The organism is Paenibacillus sp. cl141a, assembly GCF_900109305.1.
Classification (GTDB): Bacteria; Bacillota; Bacilli; order Paenibacillales; family Paenibacillaceae; genus Paenibacillus_AQ; species Paenibacillus_AQ lautus_A.
In genome coordinates, this window is the sequence record NZ_FNZO01000001.1 from 655,069 (window position 1) to 673,360 (window position 18,292).

An 18,292-nucleotide genomic window follows, 5' to 3' on the forward strand; every position below is an offset into this window, starting at 1 on the left:
AGATATGGACAGAGAACTGAAATACCGACGCCTGGATCAGGCTTCTCCCGAAGAGCTTTCCTCCTTAAGGAAGAAAGTGCGATTAAGCGAATGGAGGCAGAAATTTCACGTACAGCCCATCATGGGCCTGATGAATGATCCCAATGGATTCTCTTATTACAACGGAGAGTATCACTTGTTTTACCAATGGTTTCCTCTGGGCACGTTTCACGGCTTGAAATACTGGTACCATACTTCCTCGAAAGACCTGGTCTTTTGGCAGAACCAAGGCATCGCTATTGAACCCGGTCACCCGCATGATGCTTATGGCGCTTATTCGGGCAGCGGTATCGTAAAAGATGGCAAACTATGCCTCATGTATACCGGGAATGCCCGGAATGAGGAATGGAACAGGCAATCTTATCAATGCATGGCCGTGATGGACCGCGACGGATCCATCACGAAACTCGATAAGCCGCTGATTGACCATGTGCCGGACGGATATACCGAACACTTCCGGGATCCGAAAGTATGGCAAGACAAAGACAAGTACCGGTTCGTCATCGGTGCCCAAAGGGTGAATCAGACAGGTGCGGCTGTCGTTTATGAATCCTCGGATTTGTTGGTTTGGGAATTCAAGGGGGAGATGCAAACCCGACTTCAGCATTTCGGTTATATGTGGGAATGCCCCGACTATTTTGAACTGGATGGCCAGGGCGTGCTTCTGTTTTCCCCGCAAGGGCTGCTTCCGGAGGACGACCATTTTCGAAACATTTATCAATCCGGCTATATTTCAGGCAAGCCGCTCAATAGGAATACGCTGGAGTTTGATCACGGTCCTTTTTGCGAGCTGGACAGAGGTTTTGATTTCTACGCGCCGCAGACCATGCTGGATGAGAAAGACCGGCGCATCATGGTGGGCTGGATGGGTTTGCCGGATATCGGGTATCCCACCGATTCGCATGGCTGGGCCCATTGTTTGACGCTTCCGCGTGTGCTTACGTTCCGTGAAGGCAGGCTGATTCAACAGCCGGTTCCCGAGCTTCAAGCGCTCCGCGATCATGCCGCTCAGGCAGAGGATACGCTTCACAGCGAAGTGAAGAGTTACGAGGGGGTTCAAGGAACCACATTCGAAATGATATGCGAGTTCCAAGCCATCGAGGCGGACGTCGTTGGCATTGAATTTCGGGCTAGCGAAGGGGAACGAACCGTTATTCGATATGAATCCGGCCAACGGAAGGTTACGCTGGATCGCTCTTCTTCGGGTGCAACGATTGTCAGTGATTACGGAGCGGAACGATCCTGTATGCTGCCAACCGAAAGAAATTCGATCCAATTTCATCTGTTCGTGGACATTTCTTCGGTTGAGCTGTTCATCAACGATGGCGAAGAGGTGTTTACAAGCAGAATTTTTCCGAAGTGGAACAGCCGAAACATTCGATTTTTCGTACAGAACGGCAGTGCCGGCTTGAAGGTCGAGAAATGGGATCTGACCGAAGCCGTAAAAGATAAAGAAGGGGCTGAATGAACATGGCAGCGGATAATCGGGAAATCGCAAGGCAGGTAGTGGAAGCCATTGGCGGCAGGGAGAACATCGCTTCCTTTGCCCATTGTGCCACCAGGCTGAGAATCATGGTTCATGATCAGAAGAAGATTGACCAGAAGAAGGTCGAGCAGATCGACAAGGTCAAAGGAGCCTTTTTCAACTCCGGGCAATACCAGATCATTTTCGGAACAGGAACCGTCAATCAGATTTTTGAAGCGGTTGAATCCCTTGGAATGGAGAGCACAAGCAAGGAAGAACTGAAATCTCAGGCGAAAAAGTCGGGGAATCCGTTTCAGCGGGCAATTCGTACATTCGGTGACGTGTTTGTGCCGATTATCCCGGTATTGGTCGCCACTGGCTTGTTCATGGGATTACGGGGGCTGCTGACCCAGGATACCGTGCTTGCCTGGTTCGGTGCGACACCGGATGATATCTCGGCTAATTTCCTGCTCTTCACCCAGGTATTGACGGATACGGCTTTCGCTTTCTTGCCGGCCTTGGTGGCATGGTCCGCGTTCAGGGTGTTCGGAGGCAGCCCTGTGCTGGGTATCGTCCTGGGATTGATGCTGGTTAACCCGGCTCTTCCCAATGCGTACAGCGTGGCGAACGGCTCGGCTGAGGCACTCATGATCTTTGATTTCATTCCGGTTGTCGGGTATCAGGGCTCGGTCCTGCCGGCATTCTTCATTGGACTGCTGGGCGCGAAATTCGAGAGATTTTTGCGAAAACGCATTCCTGACGCCATCGATCTGATCGTTACGCCGTTTCTAACCTTGCTTGTTATGATAACCCTTGGCTTGTTTGCGATCGGCCCCGTGTTCCACTCCCTGGAAGAAGTGGTTCTGAACGCGACGACGTTCTTGCTGGAGCTGCCGTTCGGTATCGCGGGTCTGGTCATCGGTTTCTTTAACCAGATCATTGTGGTCACTGGCGTGCATCATATTTTTAACTTCCTGGAGATCCAACTCCTTGAGAAGACAGGGAGCAATCCGTTCAATGCGATCGTGACCAGCGCCATGGCAGCGCAGGGTGCAGCTTGTCTGGCTGTCGGACTCAAGACGAGAAATAAAAAGCTCAAGGCATTATCCCTGCCATCGGCATTCTCCGCCTTGCTGGGAATCTCCGAGCCGGCGATCTTCGGGGTCAACCTCCGTTACGTCAGACCGTTTGTTATCGCCTTGATCGGCGGCGGCGTGGGCGGTTTCATGGCTTCCATCTTTCAGCTTGAGGCCACAGGCATGGCCATTACCGTCATCCCGGGCACGCTGTTGTATTTGAACAGCCAGCTTCCTCTTTACATTTTGTGCAACCTGACGGCGATGGCGATTACGTTCGTGCTGACCTGGATGTTCGGATTCAATGATAAGATGCTTGAAGAGGTCCGCTCGGAAGCGAAATAAAGCCATAAGCGAAAGGTCCGCCCTGAACAGGCGGGCCTTTTTGGGGCCGGATGCCGGTAAATCGTCTGGCTGACCGGCTTTCTTGTTCATTAAAATGGATATCTTGAAAAGAGTGCTCCCTTGCCGTTTTGGCGTTAGCTGGACTTGGTCCCAGAGGGCTTGGTAAATTTATGGCTTGCTCTGAAATGCTTTTCATCATTTACAATACAGTAACAAGCTTGAATATACGTAAAGAGAGGCGAGCGTTATTGATGAAGAAGATCCTATTTTTTGATATTGACGGTACGCTGCTGGATCATGAGAAGCAGGTTCCGGCGACAACAAAGGAGTCCATTGCTGAATTAAAGAAGGCCGGCCATATCGTAGCCATTGCTACGGGACGCGCCCCCTATCATTTTGAAGAGCTGCGGGAAGAGCTCGGCATCGATTCTTATGTTTGCTTGAACGGTCAGTATGTGGTTTATGAAGGCAAACCGATCTACGGTCATCCTCTGGCGGAGGATGCCTTGCAGGAGCTGACGGAACAAGCGGTCCGGCTGGATCATCCGATAATCTATGCCGGCAGCGAAGCGATGAAGATGAACGTAACCGAGCATGTCCATATCGATTCCAGCTGGGGGGAGCTGAAACTGACGATCCCGGAATACGATCCGGAATATTACTTGGGCCGCGATATATATCAAGCCATTGTATTCTGTACCGAGGATGAGGAGGCCGATTACGTAAAAAGATTCGAAGGGCGGTTTGATTTCGTGCGCTGGGGCCCCTATGGAATTGACGTGTTACCGGCAGGGGGCTCCAAAGCCGAAGGAATCAAACAATTGATTCAGCTGCTGCGCATCGATCTGGAGGATACCATCGCGTTTGGCGATTATCTGAATGATCTGGAGATGCTGTCGTATGTGGGCCACGGCGTGGCAATGGGCAATGCGCCGGAGATCGTGAAGCAGGCGGCCAGGCATGTCACCCGCGATGTCGGCCAAGACGGAATACAATACGGACTTCGCATGCTCGGTTTGCTGGGCAAGGAGCCGCAGGAGATTAAGTAACGGGTTTTACGATAAAAAAGCCAGGGCAGCGTGTCAGTCTTAGCGCATTTTGCGGTGCGTGCGGACTGGCATGTATTTCCGTTCCGCGTCTGCGCCAAATCGCAGGTTTGACGACGGAAACAGGGACTTGCTATTATTAATAACTGACAGTGACCGCTATATGGTAATACGAACCTTTTGGCGGAAATATACCGGAACAGGTGGAGACCCTATGTCAGCCGATCAAACGCGACAACTCATCACAAGTTGGCTATCCTTGACGCAGATTCATGCATTGATTTCCAACGAGCTGGAACAAAAGCTCCAGCAGAAGCACGATTTATCGCTGAATGAATTTTACGTGCTGTTATTTCTGTCCGAAGCTCCCGAGCAAAAGTTAAGGCTTCAGCAGCTGCAAACGATGGTGGGGCTAAGCCAGAGTGCGATGTCGAGACTGGTCAGCCGCTTTGAAGCCAAAGGCTGCGGCGCCATGCAAAGGGCGATATGCGAGGATGACAGGAGAGGAATCTACACGTCGCTGACTCCGATTGGCGAAGAGAAACTGCAAAAAGCCAAGAACACGGTCCAAGACGTGCTGGAGCAGCAATTCGCAATGCCCAAAATGAAGCATGGTCTGGAAGATGCATTGAAGCCTATCCGAGGGTAACTAGTTCGTTCACACAGCCATTCTTGACGAATGGTCTTTGTTTTGTTAATTTATATGCATGTGCATGCATTTGATTTAAAGAAATCAACATCATGAGTATAGAGGGAGCGTGTCTCTGAATGGAACATTTATTCAGTCCATACAAATTGAAATCGTTAGATCTGAAAAACCGGGTCGTTATGCCTCCGATGTGCCAATACTCGGTAACGAACAAAGACGGCATTGCCACCGATTGGCATTATTTGCATTATACAAGCCGGGCAATCGGCGGAGCCGGACTCGTTATCGTGGAGATGACGGATGTGGAACCGGACGGCCGTATTTCCGATTATGATCTTGGGTTATGGTCGGATGAGCAGATTCCCGCTTTGGCCCGCATAGTTGAAGCGATACATCAGCATGGCGCGAAGGCGGCGATTCAGATTGCGCATGCCGGGCGCAAAGCGGAGGACGCAGAAACGCCTGTTGCCCCATCGGCTATTCCTTTCGATGAGCACTCGAAAACGCCAAGGGCACTCACAACCGAAGAAGTTAAGCAGATGGTGGAAAAATTCCGCGTGGCTGTACGCCGTGCGGTGAAGGCCGGTTTTGACGCAATTGAATTGCATGGTGCCCACGGCTATCTGATTCATCAATTCCATTCTCCACTGACCAACCGGAGAACGGATGAATACGGCCAGGATCTAACCAAGTTCGGCCAAGAAGTGATTCAAGCCGCAAAAAGCGAAATGCCTGAGGACATGCCATTAATCATGCGAATCTCGGCCAGAGAATATGTAGCGGGCGGTTATGGCATCGAAGAGAGCATCGCATTCTCCAGGATCTATCAGGCTGCAGGCGTTGACATGTTCCATGTCAGCGCTGGCGGCGAAGGACCCATCGCGGCGGAAGGAAGACCGGGCACCCACGTTGCCTACCAAGTACCGCTAGCCAGACAGATCAAAGAAGCGCTGCAAGTACCCGTCATTGCCGTGGGCCGTTTGGATGAACCCGCGTTGGCGAATGCGGTAATAGGCAACGAAGAGGCTGATCTCGTTGCTGTTGGAAGAGGAATGCTGCGCAACCCCTACTGGGCATTAGAAGCAGCAACGGTGCTTCAGAAGGAGATCGCGATTCCGGCACAATACCAGAACGGTTTTCCCAGAAAATCGAGATAGATAGGCGGCTGAACATATAGCTGCCAACGAACGATGGAGATTGGCTTATCATTCCCTGAAAGTGAACATGATCAGGAACCCGATTATGGGTGAGCGTAATTAAAGAAGGTTATCTTACGGTCACGGCTGTAGGATAACCTTTTTTGCGTACAAGGAAATGCTTGAATTATGGTAGCCATCAAGCTTGTGAGCCGTTAACATAAGGTTAACTATAATATTTTTAAAAATTTATTAATTGTTTATTTACATTAGTGTGTGACGTACAGTATAATAATTTCCAGGAGATGATGATATGCCAGAGGATCAGGATATTTTAAACAGTATGGTGCAGGAGCTTCGGCGGGGTACGATCATCCTTGGTGTTCTCAGTCAGTTGTCCGAACCGCAGTATGGATATTCATTGGTGACCATATTGCAGGAGAGGGGGATCAACGTGGAAGCGGGTACGCTCTATCCGTTGCTGCGTCGGCTGGAGAAACAAGGCTTGCTTAACAGCGAGTGGGATACGAATGAAGCCCGGCCCAGAAAATATTACATCATAAGTCAGACAGGCAAGGATATATATCGGCAGCTCTACCATGAATGGAAGGATATGATGACAAGTATGGAGGGACTTGTGAATGACAAGGGGGACTAAGGTGATGGATCTTATTAACAGGTATATTTATGCTGTGACCCAGAAGCTGCCCGAATCGCAGCGGGCGGATATTGAGAAGGAGCTTCAAGGACTCGTCGAAGACATGCTGGAAGACCGGGGAGTCGGCGTAGAGACCGCAAATATGGAAGAGGTGGAGCAGGTGCTGCTTGAGCTAGGGCCGCCCTGGGAAATGGCAGCCAGATACAGAGGAAGGGAAAGGTATCTCATAGGTCCGGGTTTGATTAACAGCTATTGGTCCGTTCTTAGGATCGTACTGTATTCGATAGCCATTGCTCTAGGCATCGTCTACATCATTGATTTCTTTACAAGCACGGAACCTACTGCCGAGAAGCTGCTGGAACTCCTTGTTTCGCTGCTTAGCGTGGGAATCCACGGATTTGCATGGGTTACCGTTATTTTTGCCTTTATCGAATACCGCGGGGCTCGCCAAGTCCCCAATGATCCATGGAAACCCTCGGAATTGCCTGCAATTCCGGAACCAGCCGCTCGGATTAAGCCGATCGAGCCAGTGCTCGGCATCCTGTTTTCCGTGCTGTTCTTCGTCTTGTTCACGTTTTCCATTAACCTGATTGGTGTTCATCGATTCGATGAAAACTCGATCGCCATTCCGGTGTTTGAACAGGCTGCCATTGCCAAATATTTACCGCTGATATGGCTTCTTACCGCCTTCAGCATATTCAATGAAGCCAGGAAATTAATCACAAGAAAGTGGACGCCGTAGATTGCCGTCATGCATGTCATATTTAACGTTGCTTCCGTTATCGTTGCGGTGATCCTGTTCTCCGATATGACGATTTGGAATCCGACATTCATGGATCAGCTCGTTCAAGCGGGTCTCGTAACACCGGGAGATGAAGCGTATGAGACCGTAAAATCAATTTGGGATCGATCCAGGGACGGCCTCATTTACATCATAGTGGTCATTACCCTTATCGATACCGTATCTGTCGTGATGAAATGGTTTCGGGGAAAGGAAGGAAATACGGCGTTAACCAAGTAAAGACCAAAGTGTTGAAGCAAGGGTGTCCCAACAGATCTTGGATCTGGCGGGATGCTCTTTTTTTGTTGTTAGGAGACATCAAAGGCACTACGCACGAATCGTTTCTCCTCCACTTTTGCCGCCATTCACGAGCCAACTTTCCCCGCGTCATCGTGTATTTATATGGTTCGCTAGACCATGTACGACACGATACGAAATGGATAAGCATAGGATAAGGAGCGAGGCAAACGATTTTTTTGACAAAAATGTGAATGATATGTGTCAAAATTATGTACAATGGTGTTATAATAAGGTAAGAGGTAAATGAAAACCCTTACAGAATGAACGGAGCTGATTAATCATGAAGTATGCGATCCATTACTCTACCAGAATGAAAGACGTTATTTTGTTTTCCTTTGTCCTTAGCATTATCCTGTTTCAGGTAGCCACCTTGACCGAATATTCCTATCCTTTCTTCTTCTATATGCAGATGGCCGTGAATGTCGTTGTCGTTGCGGCACTGGCTATTGAAGGTTATGCGAGATTGGTCAAGCGGGAAGTGAATATTCAGGAGGATTCGGAGACGATTTCGATCAACGGCGTAGAGATTCACGCTGAACAGATCCGCGAAATCAAGGTTTCCGGCTGCCATAAAGCCGCTTTCCAAATTAGCCTCAAGGATAAGAGCGTAAACCCGATGTACTGCTGCTTTAAATTTGAAGAGAAGAATTGTAAAGGCATTCGGAGTCTCACGCGTTGGGCCGAGCGAAATCAGGTTTCCGTGCGCAAGGTCGGACCGCAAACCCGTTCCGGCTTGGTACTCACATCTAACCATTAATAGGCGGTATGTATATTAAGAATAGAAGCATCTGAACCTTGACGAATGGGTTCGGGTGCTTCTTTGTTTTAGTTGTAGTGGAAGGGCGTTTTTCCGGGCATCTATACCTACGGGAACTGAAAGTTTAACCAATGTTAAGCTCCTGTTTCAATGCAGGTTCATTTCGTCAGATATACTATGAATAACATTGGATTTGAAATATGAAGGAGGTTTGAATATGGTAGATGTTTCTAGATTCCTGTTGGATGGGGAACACCGCAAGTTGTACGAGCTGTTCGGAGAGGATTTGCGTTTACTTGTAACGATCGAACAATTTGAAGCGATGGCAGTGGAATATACGGCAGGCGTAAAAACGTTCCAGATCACGTTGGACGACACGCTCAACAAAATCCGAATGATAAACTGGATGGATGATAGCGGGCAAAAAGGCATTCAAGCGATGATCGATGAAACGGGTACCATTGTAGGGCTTATGCTATCGCCTATTGAGAGATTTCCTGAATCAGATGCCAAACAAACCGTCACGGTTTTCCGAGTTCCGTTTAAGGGAAAATGGTATGTGTTCTGGGGCGGCGAGAATGTTACGGATAATTACCATTACGCAGAGGAAAGCCAGCGGTACGCAATAGACGTCATCAAGACGGAGAACGCCATGTCCTATGAAGGAGATCCAGCCAAGAATGAGAGTTACTTCGCGTTTGGAGAGGAGATTCTTGCTGGTGCCCGCGGGAAGGTGGTGGGTATCGAGAATAACATCAGGGACAATGAGACTGTGGGTGAGACCAACGAAACAAAGCCCGTCGGTAACTATGTCATCATCGATCATGGACATTCAGAATATAGCCTATATGCACATCTAAAGCAGGGATCGGTATGCGTGAAGGAAGGCTCTGAGGTCCAAGCAGGTGAGCTGATAGGTCTATGCGGAAATTCCGGCAACTCAACCGAAGCTCATTTGCATTTTCAAGTGTCGGATCATCCGGATTTGTTTGGGGTTAATACGAAGTCTCTTAATATTAACTGGCTTGGGGATATCAAGGTAAGACGAGGCCAAGTTGTATATGGCGGGGTTTGAATGCCGGGTAAAACAAAAAGCATGGGCCTGAATTCTCAGGTCCATGCTTTTGTTCGATTCTTAACAAGCAACCGTTCTTGTTAAGTTTGTATTTAGCTGCTGCAGCCGCCTCCGCAGCTGCTGCAGGACGAACCGCTGCTGCAAGAGGACCCGCTGCTGCAGGAGGAACCGCCGCCTGATCCGCAAGCCGAAGCATAGGTGCAGGAGGAGCTGCTGTTGTTTTTATGAAGCTCGCGCTCATCCGGGATCATATGGTCAGTGAATTGATCCGGTGCGTTCCAGGCAAAATAGACGGCCGCTGCCAGGAGCACATCGCTATTCTGAAAGTTGACCATCTTCTCATGACGCCGCGGCTCGGTTTGAGCAATTCTGACCCGATCCTGCAGATCCCGGATAATTGCATCAATGGCCATGCGTGCTGCAGGAATCCTCTCATAGGTCCAGGCATTAAATCGCTTCTGGCCATGATTCACGGCAAAATGGGGGGAGGTGCAAAGGTCCAGCTCTTCACGCGGCAGCGGGACGCGGAAGAAAGCTCCCCATAGCTTGGCACTGTATTCATGCCAGCCGAATAATTGCACGTATACGGTATCGAACCAGGCCCGTTCATTCGGAATCGGCACATGTTCGGTACCGGTGTTGGGAGCATGGTGAAGCATCCGGCCAAGAAAGCGGTCCGAGAATTGTTGATATTCGTATGTATACATCAGCATTTCATGCCAGACCTCATCGACGTCCTTGCTGAACATCGGTACGCGGTCCAACACGGCGCACATGATAAAGAATCGTTTAAGCTCCTGCCATCTCCATTCATATTCCTGTTCGGACATGTCCGGATGCTCACTCAGCACGCGCTGTTTCAGCATGTTCTGATAAGTATCGGGCAGCGCGGCCTCCAGTCTGCCGACAAGCTCGCTTGCCGGGCTTTCGGCCTTGACGATCGGCGGCAGCTCCGGTATTGTCCCTCGTCGAGGCTTATTTCCCTTAGGGACCGGCTGGCTATTTTGTTTGCGTAACGAGCGTTTAACGAAAAAAGAAATAATCCATACATCCACCACGATGAATACAATGAGCAGTATCCAGGTTGTTGCGTTCATATATGTTCCTCCTGACTGTTTTGGTATGCGGAGGCGGATTATCATTTCTCTCCATGTGTAAATTATTGCAAATGTATCGCAGGTTGGCAATCGAATTTCTGGATTCGGGCATAGCGGCCGTAACTTGAATATAGGGTGTTCTTTATGATACATTCCGTGTGTGCCGGAGAGTTGGTTGATCATGAAGGTCTTTCGATCTTATGGGCGGCAATTATGTTTACTTATAGGAGCATACATATGTTAACAGGTTGGAAACTATCTGTATTAGGTGTTATTATCGTAGGCATTACAGGCATTATAGCGTCTGTTACCGGTCTGATCGAGCCTGGCCGTGCCGCCGCACTCTTCGTGGTATTCGTGCTTTTTATCGGGGCGCTGGAGCTGCTGGAGCGAATGAAGAGCCGCAGGAAGAAGAAGGGAGACATGTGATCTTCCAAGTGAGAATATGAAGACAGCAAGGAGGGAGCTTGTGAATTGGGTAGCCGTACAGCCGTACTATAAAATCAACCGAATCGTGGACGGCAGTGAACAACGAACGGAAGAGCAAGGGCGGGAGATGTTCCTGTACGAGGATCGAATCGTAACCCAATACCGGGAGTTTCCGATCCGGCAGGTGTTTGACCTGTCCTATCGGCCGATGGGGGACGGCGGAGGTTTCTTGTACCTGCATACCCAGCAAGGGGTGTATTCGTACACGGTGAAGGAGGATCCGGGGTCCTTCATTTCGGCATTTAAAAATCTCTGAACGAACATAATCCCAAACAAACCTGGTCTCAGGTCCAGTTCGTATCCTCGTCTACAGCACGTTTGCGAAAGCCGCGTTGTCTTATAAGCTGATATTATATTCCAGGGACGGATTAGGGGGCCAGGGCGTGGATACGCTATTGAATTTTATTGAACAAATCGGGCATTACGCATTATTCCTTGTATTATGCCTGGGATTGGTCGGGCTTCCCGTGCCGAATGAAGTCGTGGCCATGACTGGCGGAGCGTTGGCGGCATCCGGGATATTATCGCCGGCCCCGTCTTTTATCATGACCTTTCTCGGCGTGTGCTCGGGATCGACGGTCGGTTTCATGCTTAGCCGCTTTACCGCCAGCAAGCTGTTAAACCGCGTAGGGGAAAAGTCGAAGCTTCGCCAGTTTCTCGATGTATCCGAACGCTTGACCCGCCAATATGGCAATTACGCCATATGCATCAGCGCCTTTTTGCCCATCCTGCGCAATGTTACTCCGTATGCGGTCGGGATGAAGGGAATGCCGTATCGCCGGTTTGCGATCTACTCGTATATCGCGTCCTTGGTGTGGACCACCGGTTATTTTTCTTTGGGCATGTTTGTCGGCGATCAGGTCGTCGATCATATTGGCGTGCTGATTAACCGGTACGGATATTATGCGGCTGGGATCGTTGCGGCGCTGGCCGTCATCCTGATCATTTCGTGGTGGATGCGAAGAAATAAACGAAGCAAGGAGAATAATGAGATCCAATTTCATGGATAGTCCTACGGATTGGGTTCTGCGATAGCTTAAGGCTGATCCGGCAAGGTCTCGGGTGAATGGCGAATGATTTTCACGTATTCCCGAGGAGAGAACAAGAGGGATCCTCCTTGGGAATGCTGCATGTGATATACGCCGTTTGACGGGTTTTCCTGAAGGTAGGCGGACTGCGTGCGTAGATTCGTCACGATGGCCGCCGTCAATATCACGAGAAAGACGAAGGCGCAAACTGCCGCTTTTTTGATCATCATGGGAACCACTCCTTTACATACAGTAATTTCCCGAGAGCCTCCACTTCATTCCCCGACATACCCTTTGACAAAGCTTTGATCTCAAGATATACTGATTTTCAGTGTGATTCGAAAAAATACCATATGGTTTTACCTGGAGGAGCCTGCCAACAGCGGGCTCTTTTTGTGTTTTTTTGGACTTATGCCTAAATTATGGGGAAATACTACTAATGAAGGAAAAATCGGACTATAGGAGGAGTAGACTTTGTCTTTGCTGCACATCGCCGTTTGGGCACCTTTTATCGTAGCGCTTGTGGTTATGCTGACCTACAAGCTCATCGGCCGCGTCCACACCGGATGGGTGGTTTTGCCGGTCCCGGTTGTCCTGTTCGCCTTTTTTTCGGGACTTATCCCAACCATTCAGGGAGGTGAACAGCTCCAAGCCGTCCTGGAATGGATTCCAAGCGCGGGAATAAACTTTACCGTTTATTTGGATGGATTAAGCTTGATTTTTGCACTATTAATATCCGGCATTGGTTCCCTCGTTGTCCTGTACTCTATCTTTTATATGGATAAAAACAAGGAAGCGGTCCACAGATTCTATGTGTACCTGCTTCTGTTCATGGGCGCCATGCTGGGCGTCGTGCTCTCCGATAATCTGATGGTGCTGTATGGGTTCTGGGAACTGACCAGTATCTCGTCCTTCCTGCTGATTGCATTCTGGCATCATCGGGACCGCTCCAGATACGGAGCCTTAAAATCCATGCTCATCACCGTATTCGGCGGACTTGCCATGTTCGCGGGGTTTATCCTGCTGTATGCCATGACAGGCACCTTTAGCGTACGAGAGATCGTCGCCGATGTGGGGAGCATTGCCGGAGATGCGATGTTTATTCCGGCCATGATTCTGATCCTGCTCGGGGCCTTCACCAAGTCCGCGCAGTTTCCGTTCCATATCTGGCTGCCGGATGCGATGGAAGCACCGACCCCGGTAAGTGCTTATCTCCACTCCGCGACCATGGTGAAGGCCGGGATCTATTTGGTGGCCAGGTTTAGTCCGGTGTTTGCCGGGCAGGCATCCTGGTTCTGGATCGTAGCGATTACGGGCTTGACCACGTTGATTTATGCTTCGATCCGCGCGATCAAGCAGACGGATCTGAAAGCGCTGCTGGCATTCTCCACCATCAGCCAATTGGGGCTGATCATGAGCTTGCTCGGCCTGGGCTCTGCCGCCGCTTATTATGGAGGCGGCGTGGACACGCTGCTCTACGCGAAAGCGACGACGGCGGCCATCTTTCATCTGATGAATCATGCCATATTCAAAGGCGCCTTGTTTATGGTCGTCGGCATTGTGGATCATGAGACGGGCACCCGGGATCTGCGGAAGCTCGGCGGGCTGATGTCGCTCATGCCGATTACGTTTACCGTGGCGGTCATAGGGGCTTTTTCCATGGCCGGGCTGCCTCCGTTCAACGGATTCTTGAGTAAAGAGATGTTCTTTACGGCAGTCCTTCAGGCCTCGGACATGAATTTCTGGAATGCAGAGACCTGGGGCACACTGATCCCGGTCGTCGCCTGGATTGCCAGCGTGTTGACGTTCCTGTACAGCATGATCCTGGTCTTCAAAACCTTCACCGGACGCTTCCAGCCTGAAAAGCTGGAGAAGAAGCCGCACGAAGCCCCGCTGGGAATGCTGATTCCACCGGTCATTCTGGCATCGCTCGCCATCGTGTTCGGTTTGTTTCCGAACCTGTTGTCCCAAACGCTCATCGAACCGGCGATGGCCGCGATTCATCCAGGGCTGCTCGGGGCGGAGGATCGTTTTCACGTACACATCGAAATGTGGCACGGCTGGACGACGGAGATTTTCATGACCATCGGCATCATTGTTCTCGGTACCGTGCTGTATAAGCTTCATGGCAGAGCTCGAATATTGAATACATCGCTGATGAAGCGATGGACATGGAACAAGCTGTATGACGGGGGATTGCGCGTTCTCGAAAGAGGCGGCGAAGCGCTGACCTCAACCTATATGACAGGATCTCTCCGTCATTACGTGATGTATATTTTCGTGTTTTTTATAGCCGTTCTTGGCGGGGGGCTTCTGCTGGTCGACAATATCGGGTTTGATAGGACCGCTTACGCGCCGATGTCCTTCTATGAGGCCGTCGCCATACTCGGCCTGGTCATTCCGGTCATCGCGCTGCCGTTCGTCCGGACGCGGCTGATGGCGATCATATTGACCGGTGCTGCCGGTTACATGGTGACTTTGTTCTTCGTCCTGTTCCGGGCGCCGGATTTGGCGCTGACCCAGATGGTCGTCGAGACGGTATCCGTGATGCTGTTCCTGCTCTGTTTCTATCATTTGCCGAAGCTGAAGCGGGAGAAGGTGCCGATGAGCTTGAAATGGAGAAATCTGCTTATTTCGGCAGGCGTCGGTGCTGTCGTGACCTTGATCGCCCTGGCTGCGAGCAGCGGCAGGACCTTCGACTCCATTGCGGATTACTTCATTCAAGAGAGCTATCGCTCCGCCGGCGGCAAAAATATCGTCAACGTCATTCTGGTGGATTTCCGCGGCTTTGATACCCTGCTTGAAATTACGGTTCTGGGCATTGCATCCCTTGGAATTTATGCCTTGATCAAAATCGATTTGGGAGAAGGGATTCTGGGAGAGCGGGATCGTTATGAAGGGGCATATCTGCCCAACAGCAATGATGTCATTCTTCGAACCGTATCCAAGGTGGTTATCTTTATCGTGGTAACCTTCTCCTGGTTCCTGTTCAACTCGGGACACCATGAGCCGGGCGGCGGATTTATCGGAGGACTGATGACCTCTGCGGCACTGGTTCTTTTATCCATGGCTTTCGGCATGGATATGACCCGCAAGATCGTGCCTTTCGAGTTCCGAAAGGTTACGGCGGCGGGGCTTGCCATCGCCCTGCTTACAGGGATCGGCTCCTTTGCTTTTAACGCACCGTTCTTAAGTCATTCCTTCGGTTATTTCAACCTGCCGCTGCTCGGGAAAACGGAGCTGGCTACTGCGGTTCTCTTCGACCTCGGCGTTTATTTGGCCGTAGTCGGCGTGACGATGACCATCATCAATTCGATCGGGAGGGATAACTGACCATGGAACTATATATGTCGCTTGCCATCGGAATTATTTTCGCGGTTGGGATCTACCAGATCTTATCCAAGAGCCTGCTGCGGATCATTCTTGGCACTTCGCTGTTAACCCACGGCGTCCATCTGCTGCTGCTCACCATGTCAAGGCTGAAGACCGGCGCTGCCCCGCTGCTTGGCGAGGAGGCTTCCTCTTACGTTGATCCGGTTCCGCAAGCATTGATATTGACGTCCATCGTCATCAGCTTTGGCGTCACGTCGTTCTTTTTCGTACTGGCTTATAAAGCATATCAGCGCTTGGGCACGGACAACATGGAGGAGTTAAGGGGGACGGACGATGAATAACGTGATTGTGCTTCCGCTCCTGATTCCTTTGGTTACGGCCGTCATTCTTATTTTCTGTTCCAAATACGTCCGCGCGCAGCGGTGGATCAGCGCGGTTAGTATTCTAATCAACCTGCTTGGCGCCCTGTTCATCGTCAACCAGGTGAGTAACGAAGGCATCCAGACGCTTCATATGGGCGGATGGCAGCCGCCGTACGGGATCGTGTTCGTGGCGGATATGCTGGCGGCACTGCTGGTGCTTACGACGCTGATCGTTGCGGGAGCCTGCCTGTTCTATGCTTTTCGGAGCATCGGGGAAGAGAGAGAGAAGCATTACTTCTATCCCTTTTTTCAATTTTTGCTGGCCGGCGTGATCGGATCGTTTCTGACGGGGGATCTGTTCAACCTGTTTGTCTGCTTTGAGGTCATGCTGATCGCTTCCTATGCGCTGATCGTGCTGGGCGGCACCAAGCGGCAGCTGAGGGAAACCTTGAAGTACATGCTGATTAACATAATTTCATCCACCTTGTTTGTTGCAGCCGTAGCTTATTTATACGGCACGGTCGGCACGCTGAACATGGCCCATCTGTCCCTGCGCGTGGGTGAAGTACAGCAGGACGGAATATTGTCGGTCATTGGCCTTTTGTTCCTGATCGTATTCGCACTGAAGGCGGGCTTGTTCCTGTTCTTCTGGCTGCCCGGTTCCTACAGCGCACCTCCGGCGGCCGTAACGGCTCTGTTCGGCGCCCTGCTGACGAAGGTCGGGTTATATGCGATTATCCGAACCTTTACGCTGATCTTCCATCACGATACCGGCAATATTCACGCCGTCATCGGCTGGATGGCCGCAGCTACGCTCGTTCTGGGCAGCTTGGGCGCGGTTGCGTATAAGGATCTCGGACGCATCCTGAATTACAACATCATCATTAGCGTGGGCTTCATCGCCTTTGGTGTAGCAGTGGCCTCCTCCGATTCCTTAAACGGAGCCGTGTTCTATTTGATGCATGATATGATCGCTAAGGCGCTGCTCTTTATTCTGGGCGGCATCATCATGGCGAGCGCGGGCGCGAGCAAGCTGAGCGATATGGGCGGCCTGATGAAGCGCCATCCCCTGGTAGGGTGGATGTTCTTCATCGTGGCGCTGGCGCTGGTCGGCATTCCGCCGCTTAGCGGATTTCTTGGCAAGGTCCTTATCGTTCGCGGCGGACTGAGCGAGGGTCATTATGCGCTGACGGGATTGGCGCTGGCATCAAGCCTGGCGGTGCTCTACTCCCTGATCAAAGTGTTTATGGGAGCATTCTGGGGCGAATCGCCAGGGCCTAACCAATCGCGGCCGGTCAGAATCCATCGGACCGCATATGCGGGAGCGATCGGGCTTGCGATCATAGTGATTGTCCTGGGGGTCGGTTCAGAATGGGTATATTCCTATACCTCCCAAGCAGGCGCCGTATTATCCGATCCGTCACTATACATTCATGCCGTATTAAAGGAGTAGTGGATATGGGCCATCAAATCCTGTTAAATATCATCATTGCCATTGTCTGGATGTTCCTGAACAATAACTGGTCTCCCCAGCAATTCATTGTTGGATACCTGATCGGCATCTTGCTCATTTATATGCTGCGGCGCTTCTGGCCGAACGACTTCTATTTGCGCAAGCTGTGGTCCATCCTGATGCTGCTGCTCTTGTTTCTAAGCGAACTGTTTAAATCGAGCGTCACGGTCATCGGTCAGATCATAAGACCGAAGCTGAACGTTCGTCCCGGCATCTTCGCTTACTCCACGGAGCTGAAATCCGATTGGGAGATCACAGTGCTATCGTGCCTGATCTGCTTGACGCCAGGAACGCTTACCCTGGAAGTGTCGCGCGAGGGTCAGACGCTTTACATTCATGCGATGGATATCGAGGACGTCGAAGAGCTGTCAAATCAGATTCGCGGTACCTTCGAACGGGCGATCAAGGAGGTGACCCGCACATGATCCAGAGCATGCTGATTGCTTCGCTGGTGATTTTGTCGCTTGCCATCCTGGGCTGCTTGTATCGCTTGATCAAGGGACCCTCCATGAACGACCGGATCATGTCGCTGGATACGATCGGAATCATCCTGTTGTCCATGATCGCCGTGTTGTGCATGCTCTTCCGCACAACGGTCTATTTCGACATCATATTGCTGATCGGAATTCTAACGTTTATCGGAACGACCGCACTCGCCAGATATATCGAAAGGGGTGACGTCATTGAACGCACAAACGATGAGTCAGATCGGTGAGTTTCTGATTGCGCTGATGGTGCTGATCGGAGCTTTACTCGGCGCATTGAGCGCATTCGGCCTGATTCGCCTGCCGGATGTATACATGCGATCCCACGCAGCCACGAAGAGCGCTACCCTTGGCGTCCTCTTTATTCTTGCGGGCGCATTTCTATATTTCACCTTTTACTTGGAGCATGTCAGCGCGAAGCTGCTGCTGGGGATCGTGTTCGTTTTCATTACGGGTCCGGTTGCAGGCCACTTGAACGGGAGGGCGGCTTACCGGTCTGGCGTCTCCATGTGGGAAAAAAGCGTTCATGATGACCTGAAGCCTGCTCTCAAGCGCGAACGTGAACGCATGCGCGATTCCCGGAAGGCCGAACATTCCGAGAAAGGTTGACCGCAAACCGTAAACAAGGTCCCGATGAATAATGGAGAAGATGAGATGG

General features: G+C 50.8%; 21 protein-coding genes. 19 read left to right on the top strand and 2 right to left on the bottom strand.

The genetic code is table 11. From position 1 onward, the window contains the following. Positions 1–4 precede the first annotated feature (4 nt). The 10 genes from BMX45_RS03130 to BMX45_RS03170 all read left to right on the top strand — a co-directional run bounded on the left by BMX45_RS03130 (position 5) and on the right by BMX45_RS03170 (position 9,327). Positions 5–1,507 (top strand): glycoside hydrolase family 32 protein, encoded by a 1,503-nt coding sequence (locus BMX45_RS03130; protein WP_090908453.1) that lies wholly within the window; start codon positions 5–7, stop codon positions 1,505–1,507. Continuing rightward, complete coding sequence (locus BMX45_RS03135) at positions 1,504–2,925, top strand: sucrose-specific PTS transporter subunit IIBC (RefSeq protein WP_009592374.1); 1,422 nt, start codon at positions 1,504–1,506, stop codon at positions 2,923–2,925. Before BMX45_RS03130 ends, BMX45_RS03135 begins: the two co-directional genes overlap by 4 nt. Before the next feature lie 248 nt (positions 2,926–3,173). Continuing rightward, a complete protein-coding gene (locus BMX45_RS03140) occupies positions 3,174–3,974 on the top strand; it encodes a Cof-type HAD-IIB family hydrolase (RefSeq protein ID WP_036672300.1) in 801 nt (266 codons plus the stop codon). 211 nt (positions 3,975–4,185) lie between these two features. Then, positions 4,186–4,620 (top strand): MarR family winged helix-turn-helix transcriptional regulator, encoded by a 435-nt coding sequence (locus BMX45_RS03145; RefSeq protein ID WP_090908454.1) that lies wholly within the window; start codon positions 4,186–4,188, stop codon positions 4,618–4,620. 119 nt (positions 4,621–4,739) lie between these two features. Then, positions 4,740–5,777 carry an NADH:flavin oxidoreductase/NADH oxidase gene (locus BMX45_RS03150; protein ID WP_090908455.1) on the top strand — a complete coding sequence of 346 codons (1,038 nt, stop codon included), beginning with the start codon at positions 4,740–4,742 and terminating at the stop codon, positions 5,775–5,777. A gap of 292 nt (positions 5,778–6,069) precedes the next feature. Next, positions 6,070–6,414 (top strand): PadR family transcriptional regulator, encoded by a 345-nt coding sequence (locus BMX45_RS03155; RefSeq protein ID WP_090908456.1) that lies wholly within the window; start codon positions 6,070–6,072, stop codon positions 6,412–6,414. 4 nt (positions 6,415–6,418) lie between these two features. Then, positions 6,419–7,156, top strand: coding sequence for a hypothetical protein (locus BMX45_RS03160; RefSeq protein WP_254777929.1), 738 nt, complete (start codon positions 6,419–6,421; stop codon positions 7,154–7,156). A 9-nt stretch (positions 7,157–7,165) separates the two neighbouring features. Next, the gene (locus BMX45_RS31675; protein WP_254777930.1) at positions 7,166–7,435 is read left to right on the top strand and encodes a hypothetical protein; all 270 of its coding nucleotides are present in this window, start codon (positions 7,166–7,168) and stop codon (positions 7,433–7,435) included. Positions 7,436–7,775: 340 nt separating this feature from the next. Next, a complete protein-coding gene (locus BMX45_RS03165; protein WP_090908457.1) occupies positions 7,776–8,252 on the top strand; it encodes a hypothetical protein in 477 nt (158 codons plus the stop codon). Between the two features lie 217 nt (positions 8,253–8,469). Next, positions 8,470–9,327, top strand: coding sequence for a M23 family metallopeptidase (locus BMX45_RS03170; protein WP_090908458.1), 858 nt, complete (start codon positions 8,470–8,472; stop codon positions 9,325–9,327). A gap of 92 nt (positions 9,328–9,419) precedes the next feature. Here the strand turns inward: BMX45_RS03170 and BMX45_RS03175 are convergent, their stop codons facing one another. Then, complete coding sequence (locus tag BMX45_RS03175; RefSeq protein WP_090908459.1) at positions 9,420–10,424, bottom strand: glycine-rich domain-containing protein; 1,005 nt, start codon at positions 10,422–10,424, stop codon at positions 9,420–9,422. A gap of 237 nt (positions 10,425–10,661) precedes the next feature. Here BMX45_RS03175 and BMX45_RS03180 point away from each other — a divergent pair, with 237 nt between their 5' ends. From BMX45_RS03180 to BMX45_RS03190, 3 genes are all read left to right on the top strand, one after another. Then, the gene (locus BMX45_RS03180; protein ID WP_090908782.1) at positions 10,662–10,853 is read left to right on the top strand and encodes a hypothetical protein; all 192 of its coding nucleotides are present in this window, start codon (positions 10,662–10,664) and stop codon (positions 10,851–10,853) included. Positions 10,854–10,893: 40 nt separating this feature from the next. After that, positions 10,894–11,169, top strand: a complete 276-nt coding sequence (locus BMX45_RS03185; RefSeq protein ID WP_090908460.1) for a hypothetical protein — start codon at positions 10,894–10,896, stop codon at positions 11,167–11,169. Between the two features lie 127 nt (positions 11,170–11,296). Continuing rightward, positions 11,297–11,923, top strand: coding sequence for a DedA family protein (locus BMX45_RS03190; RefSeq protein ID WP_090908461.1), 627 nt, complete (start codon positions 11,297–11,299; stop codon positions 11,921–11,923). A 26-nt stretch (positions 11,924–11,949) separates the two neighbouring features. Here BMX45_RS03190 and BMX45_RS03195 read toward each other — a convergent pair whose 3' ends face one another. Then, on the bottom strand, positions 11,950–12,171 hold the full coding sequence (locus tag BMX45_RS03195; RefSeq protein ID WP_009592432.1) for a hypothetical protein: 222 nt from the start codon (positions 12,169–12,171) through the stop codon (positions 11,950–11,952). A gap of 244 nt (positions 12,172–12,415) precedes the next feature. Here BMX45_RS03195 and BMX45_RS03200 point away from each other — a divergent pair, with 244 nt between their 5' ends. The 6 genes from BMX45_RS03200 to mnhG are packed head-to-tail and all read left to right on the top strand — an operon-like array spanning position 12,416 to position 18,243. Next, positions 12,416–15,274, top strand: coding sequence for a Na+/H+ antiporter subunit A (locus BMX45_RS03200; protein ID WP_090908462.1), 2,859 nt, complete (start codon positions 12,416–12,418; stop codon positions 15,272–15,274). A gap of 2 nt (positions 15,275–15,276) precedes the next feature. Next, on the top strand, positions 15,277–15,615 hold the full coding sequence (locus BMX45_RS03205; protein ID WP_009592433.1) for a Na(+)/H(+) antiporter subunit C: 339 nt from the start codon (positions 15,277–15,279) through the stop codon (positions 15,613–15,615). Beyond that, entirely contained in the window at positions 15,608–17,089 is a 1,482-nt protein-coding gene (locus tag BMX45_RS03210; RefSeq protein ID WP_090908463.1) for a Na+/H+ antiporter subunit D, read from the top strand. The genes BMX45_RS03205 and BMX45_RS03210 overlap by 8 nt, the downstream gene beginning before the upstream one ends. Before the next feature lie 5 nt (positions 17,090–17,094). Beyond that, positions 17,095–17,574 (top strand): Na+/H+ antiporter subunit E, encoded by a 480-nt coding sequence (locus BMX45_RS03215; RefSeq protein ID WP_015736054.1) that lies wholly within the window; start codon positions 17,095–17,097, stop codon positions 17,572–17,574. Beyond that, a complete protein-coding gene (locus BMX45_RS03220; RefSeq protein WP_009592424.1) occupies positions 17,571–17,864 on the top strand; it encodes a Na(+)/H(+) antiporter subunit F1 in 294 nt (97 codons plus the stop codon). The genes BMX45_RS03215 and BMX45_RS03220 overlap by 4 nt, the downstream gene beginning before the upstream one ends. Then, positions 17,848–18,243 (top strand): monovalent cation/H(+) antiporter subunit G, encoded by a 396-nt coding sequence (gene mnhG / locus BMX45_RS03225; protein WP_090908464.1) that lies wholly within the window; start codon positions 17,848–17,850, stop codon positions 18,241–18,243. Before BMX45_RS03220 ends, mnhG begins: the two co-directional genes overlap by 17 nt. Positions 18,244–18,292 lie beyond the last annotated feature (49 nt).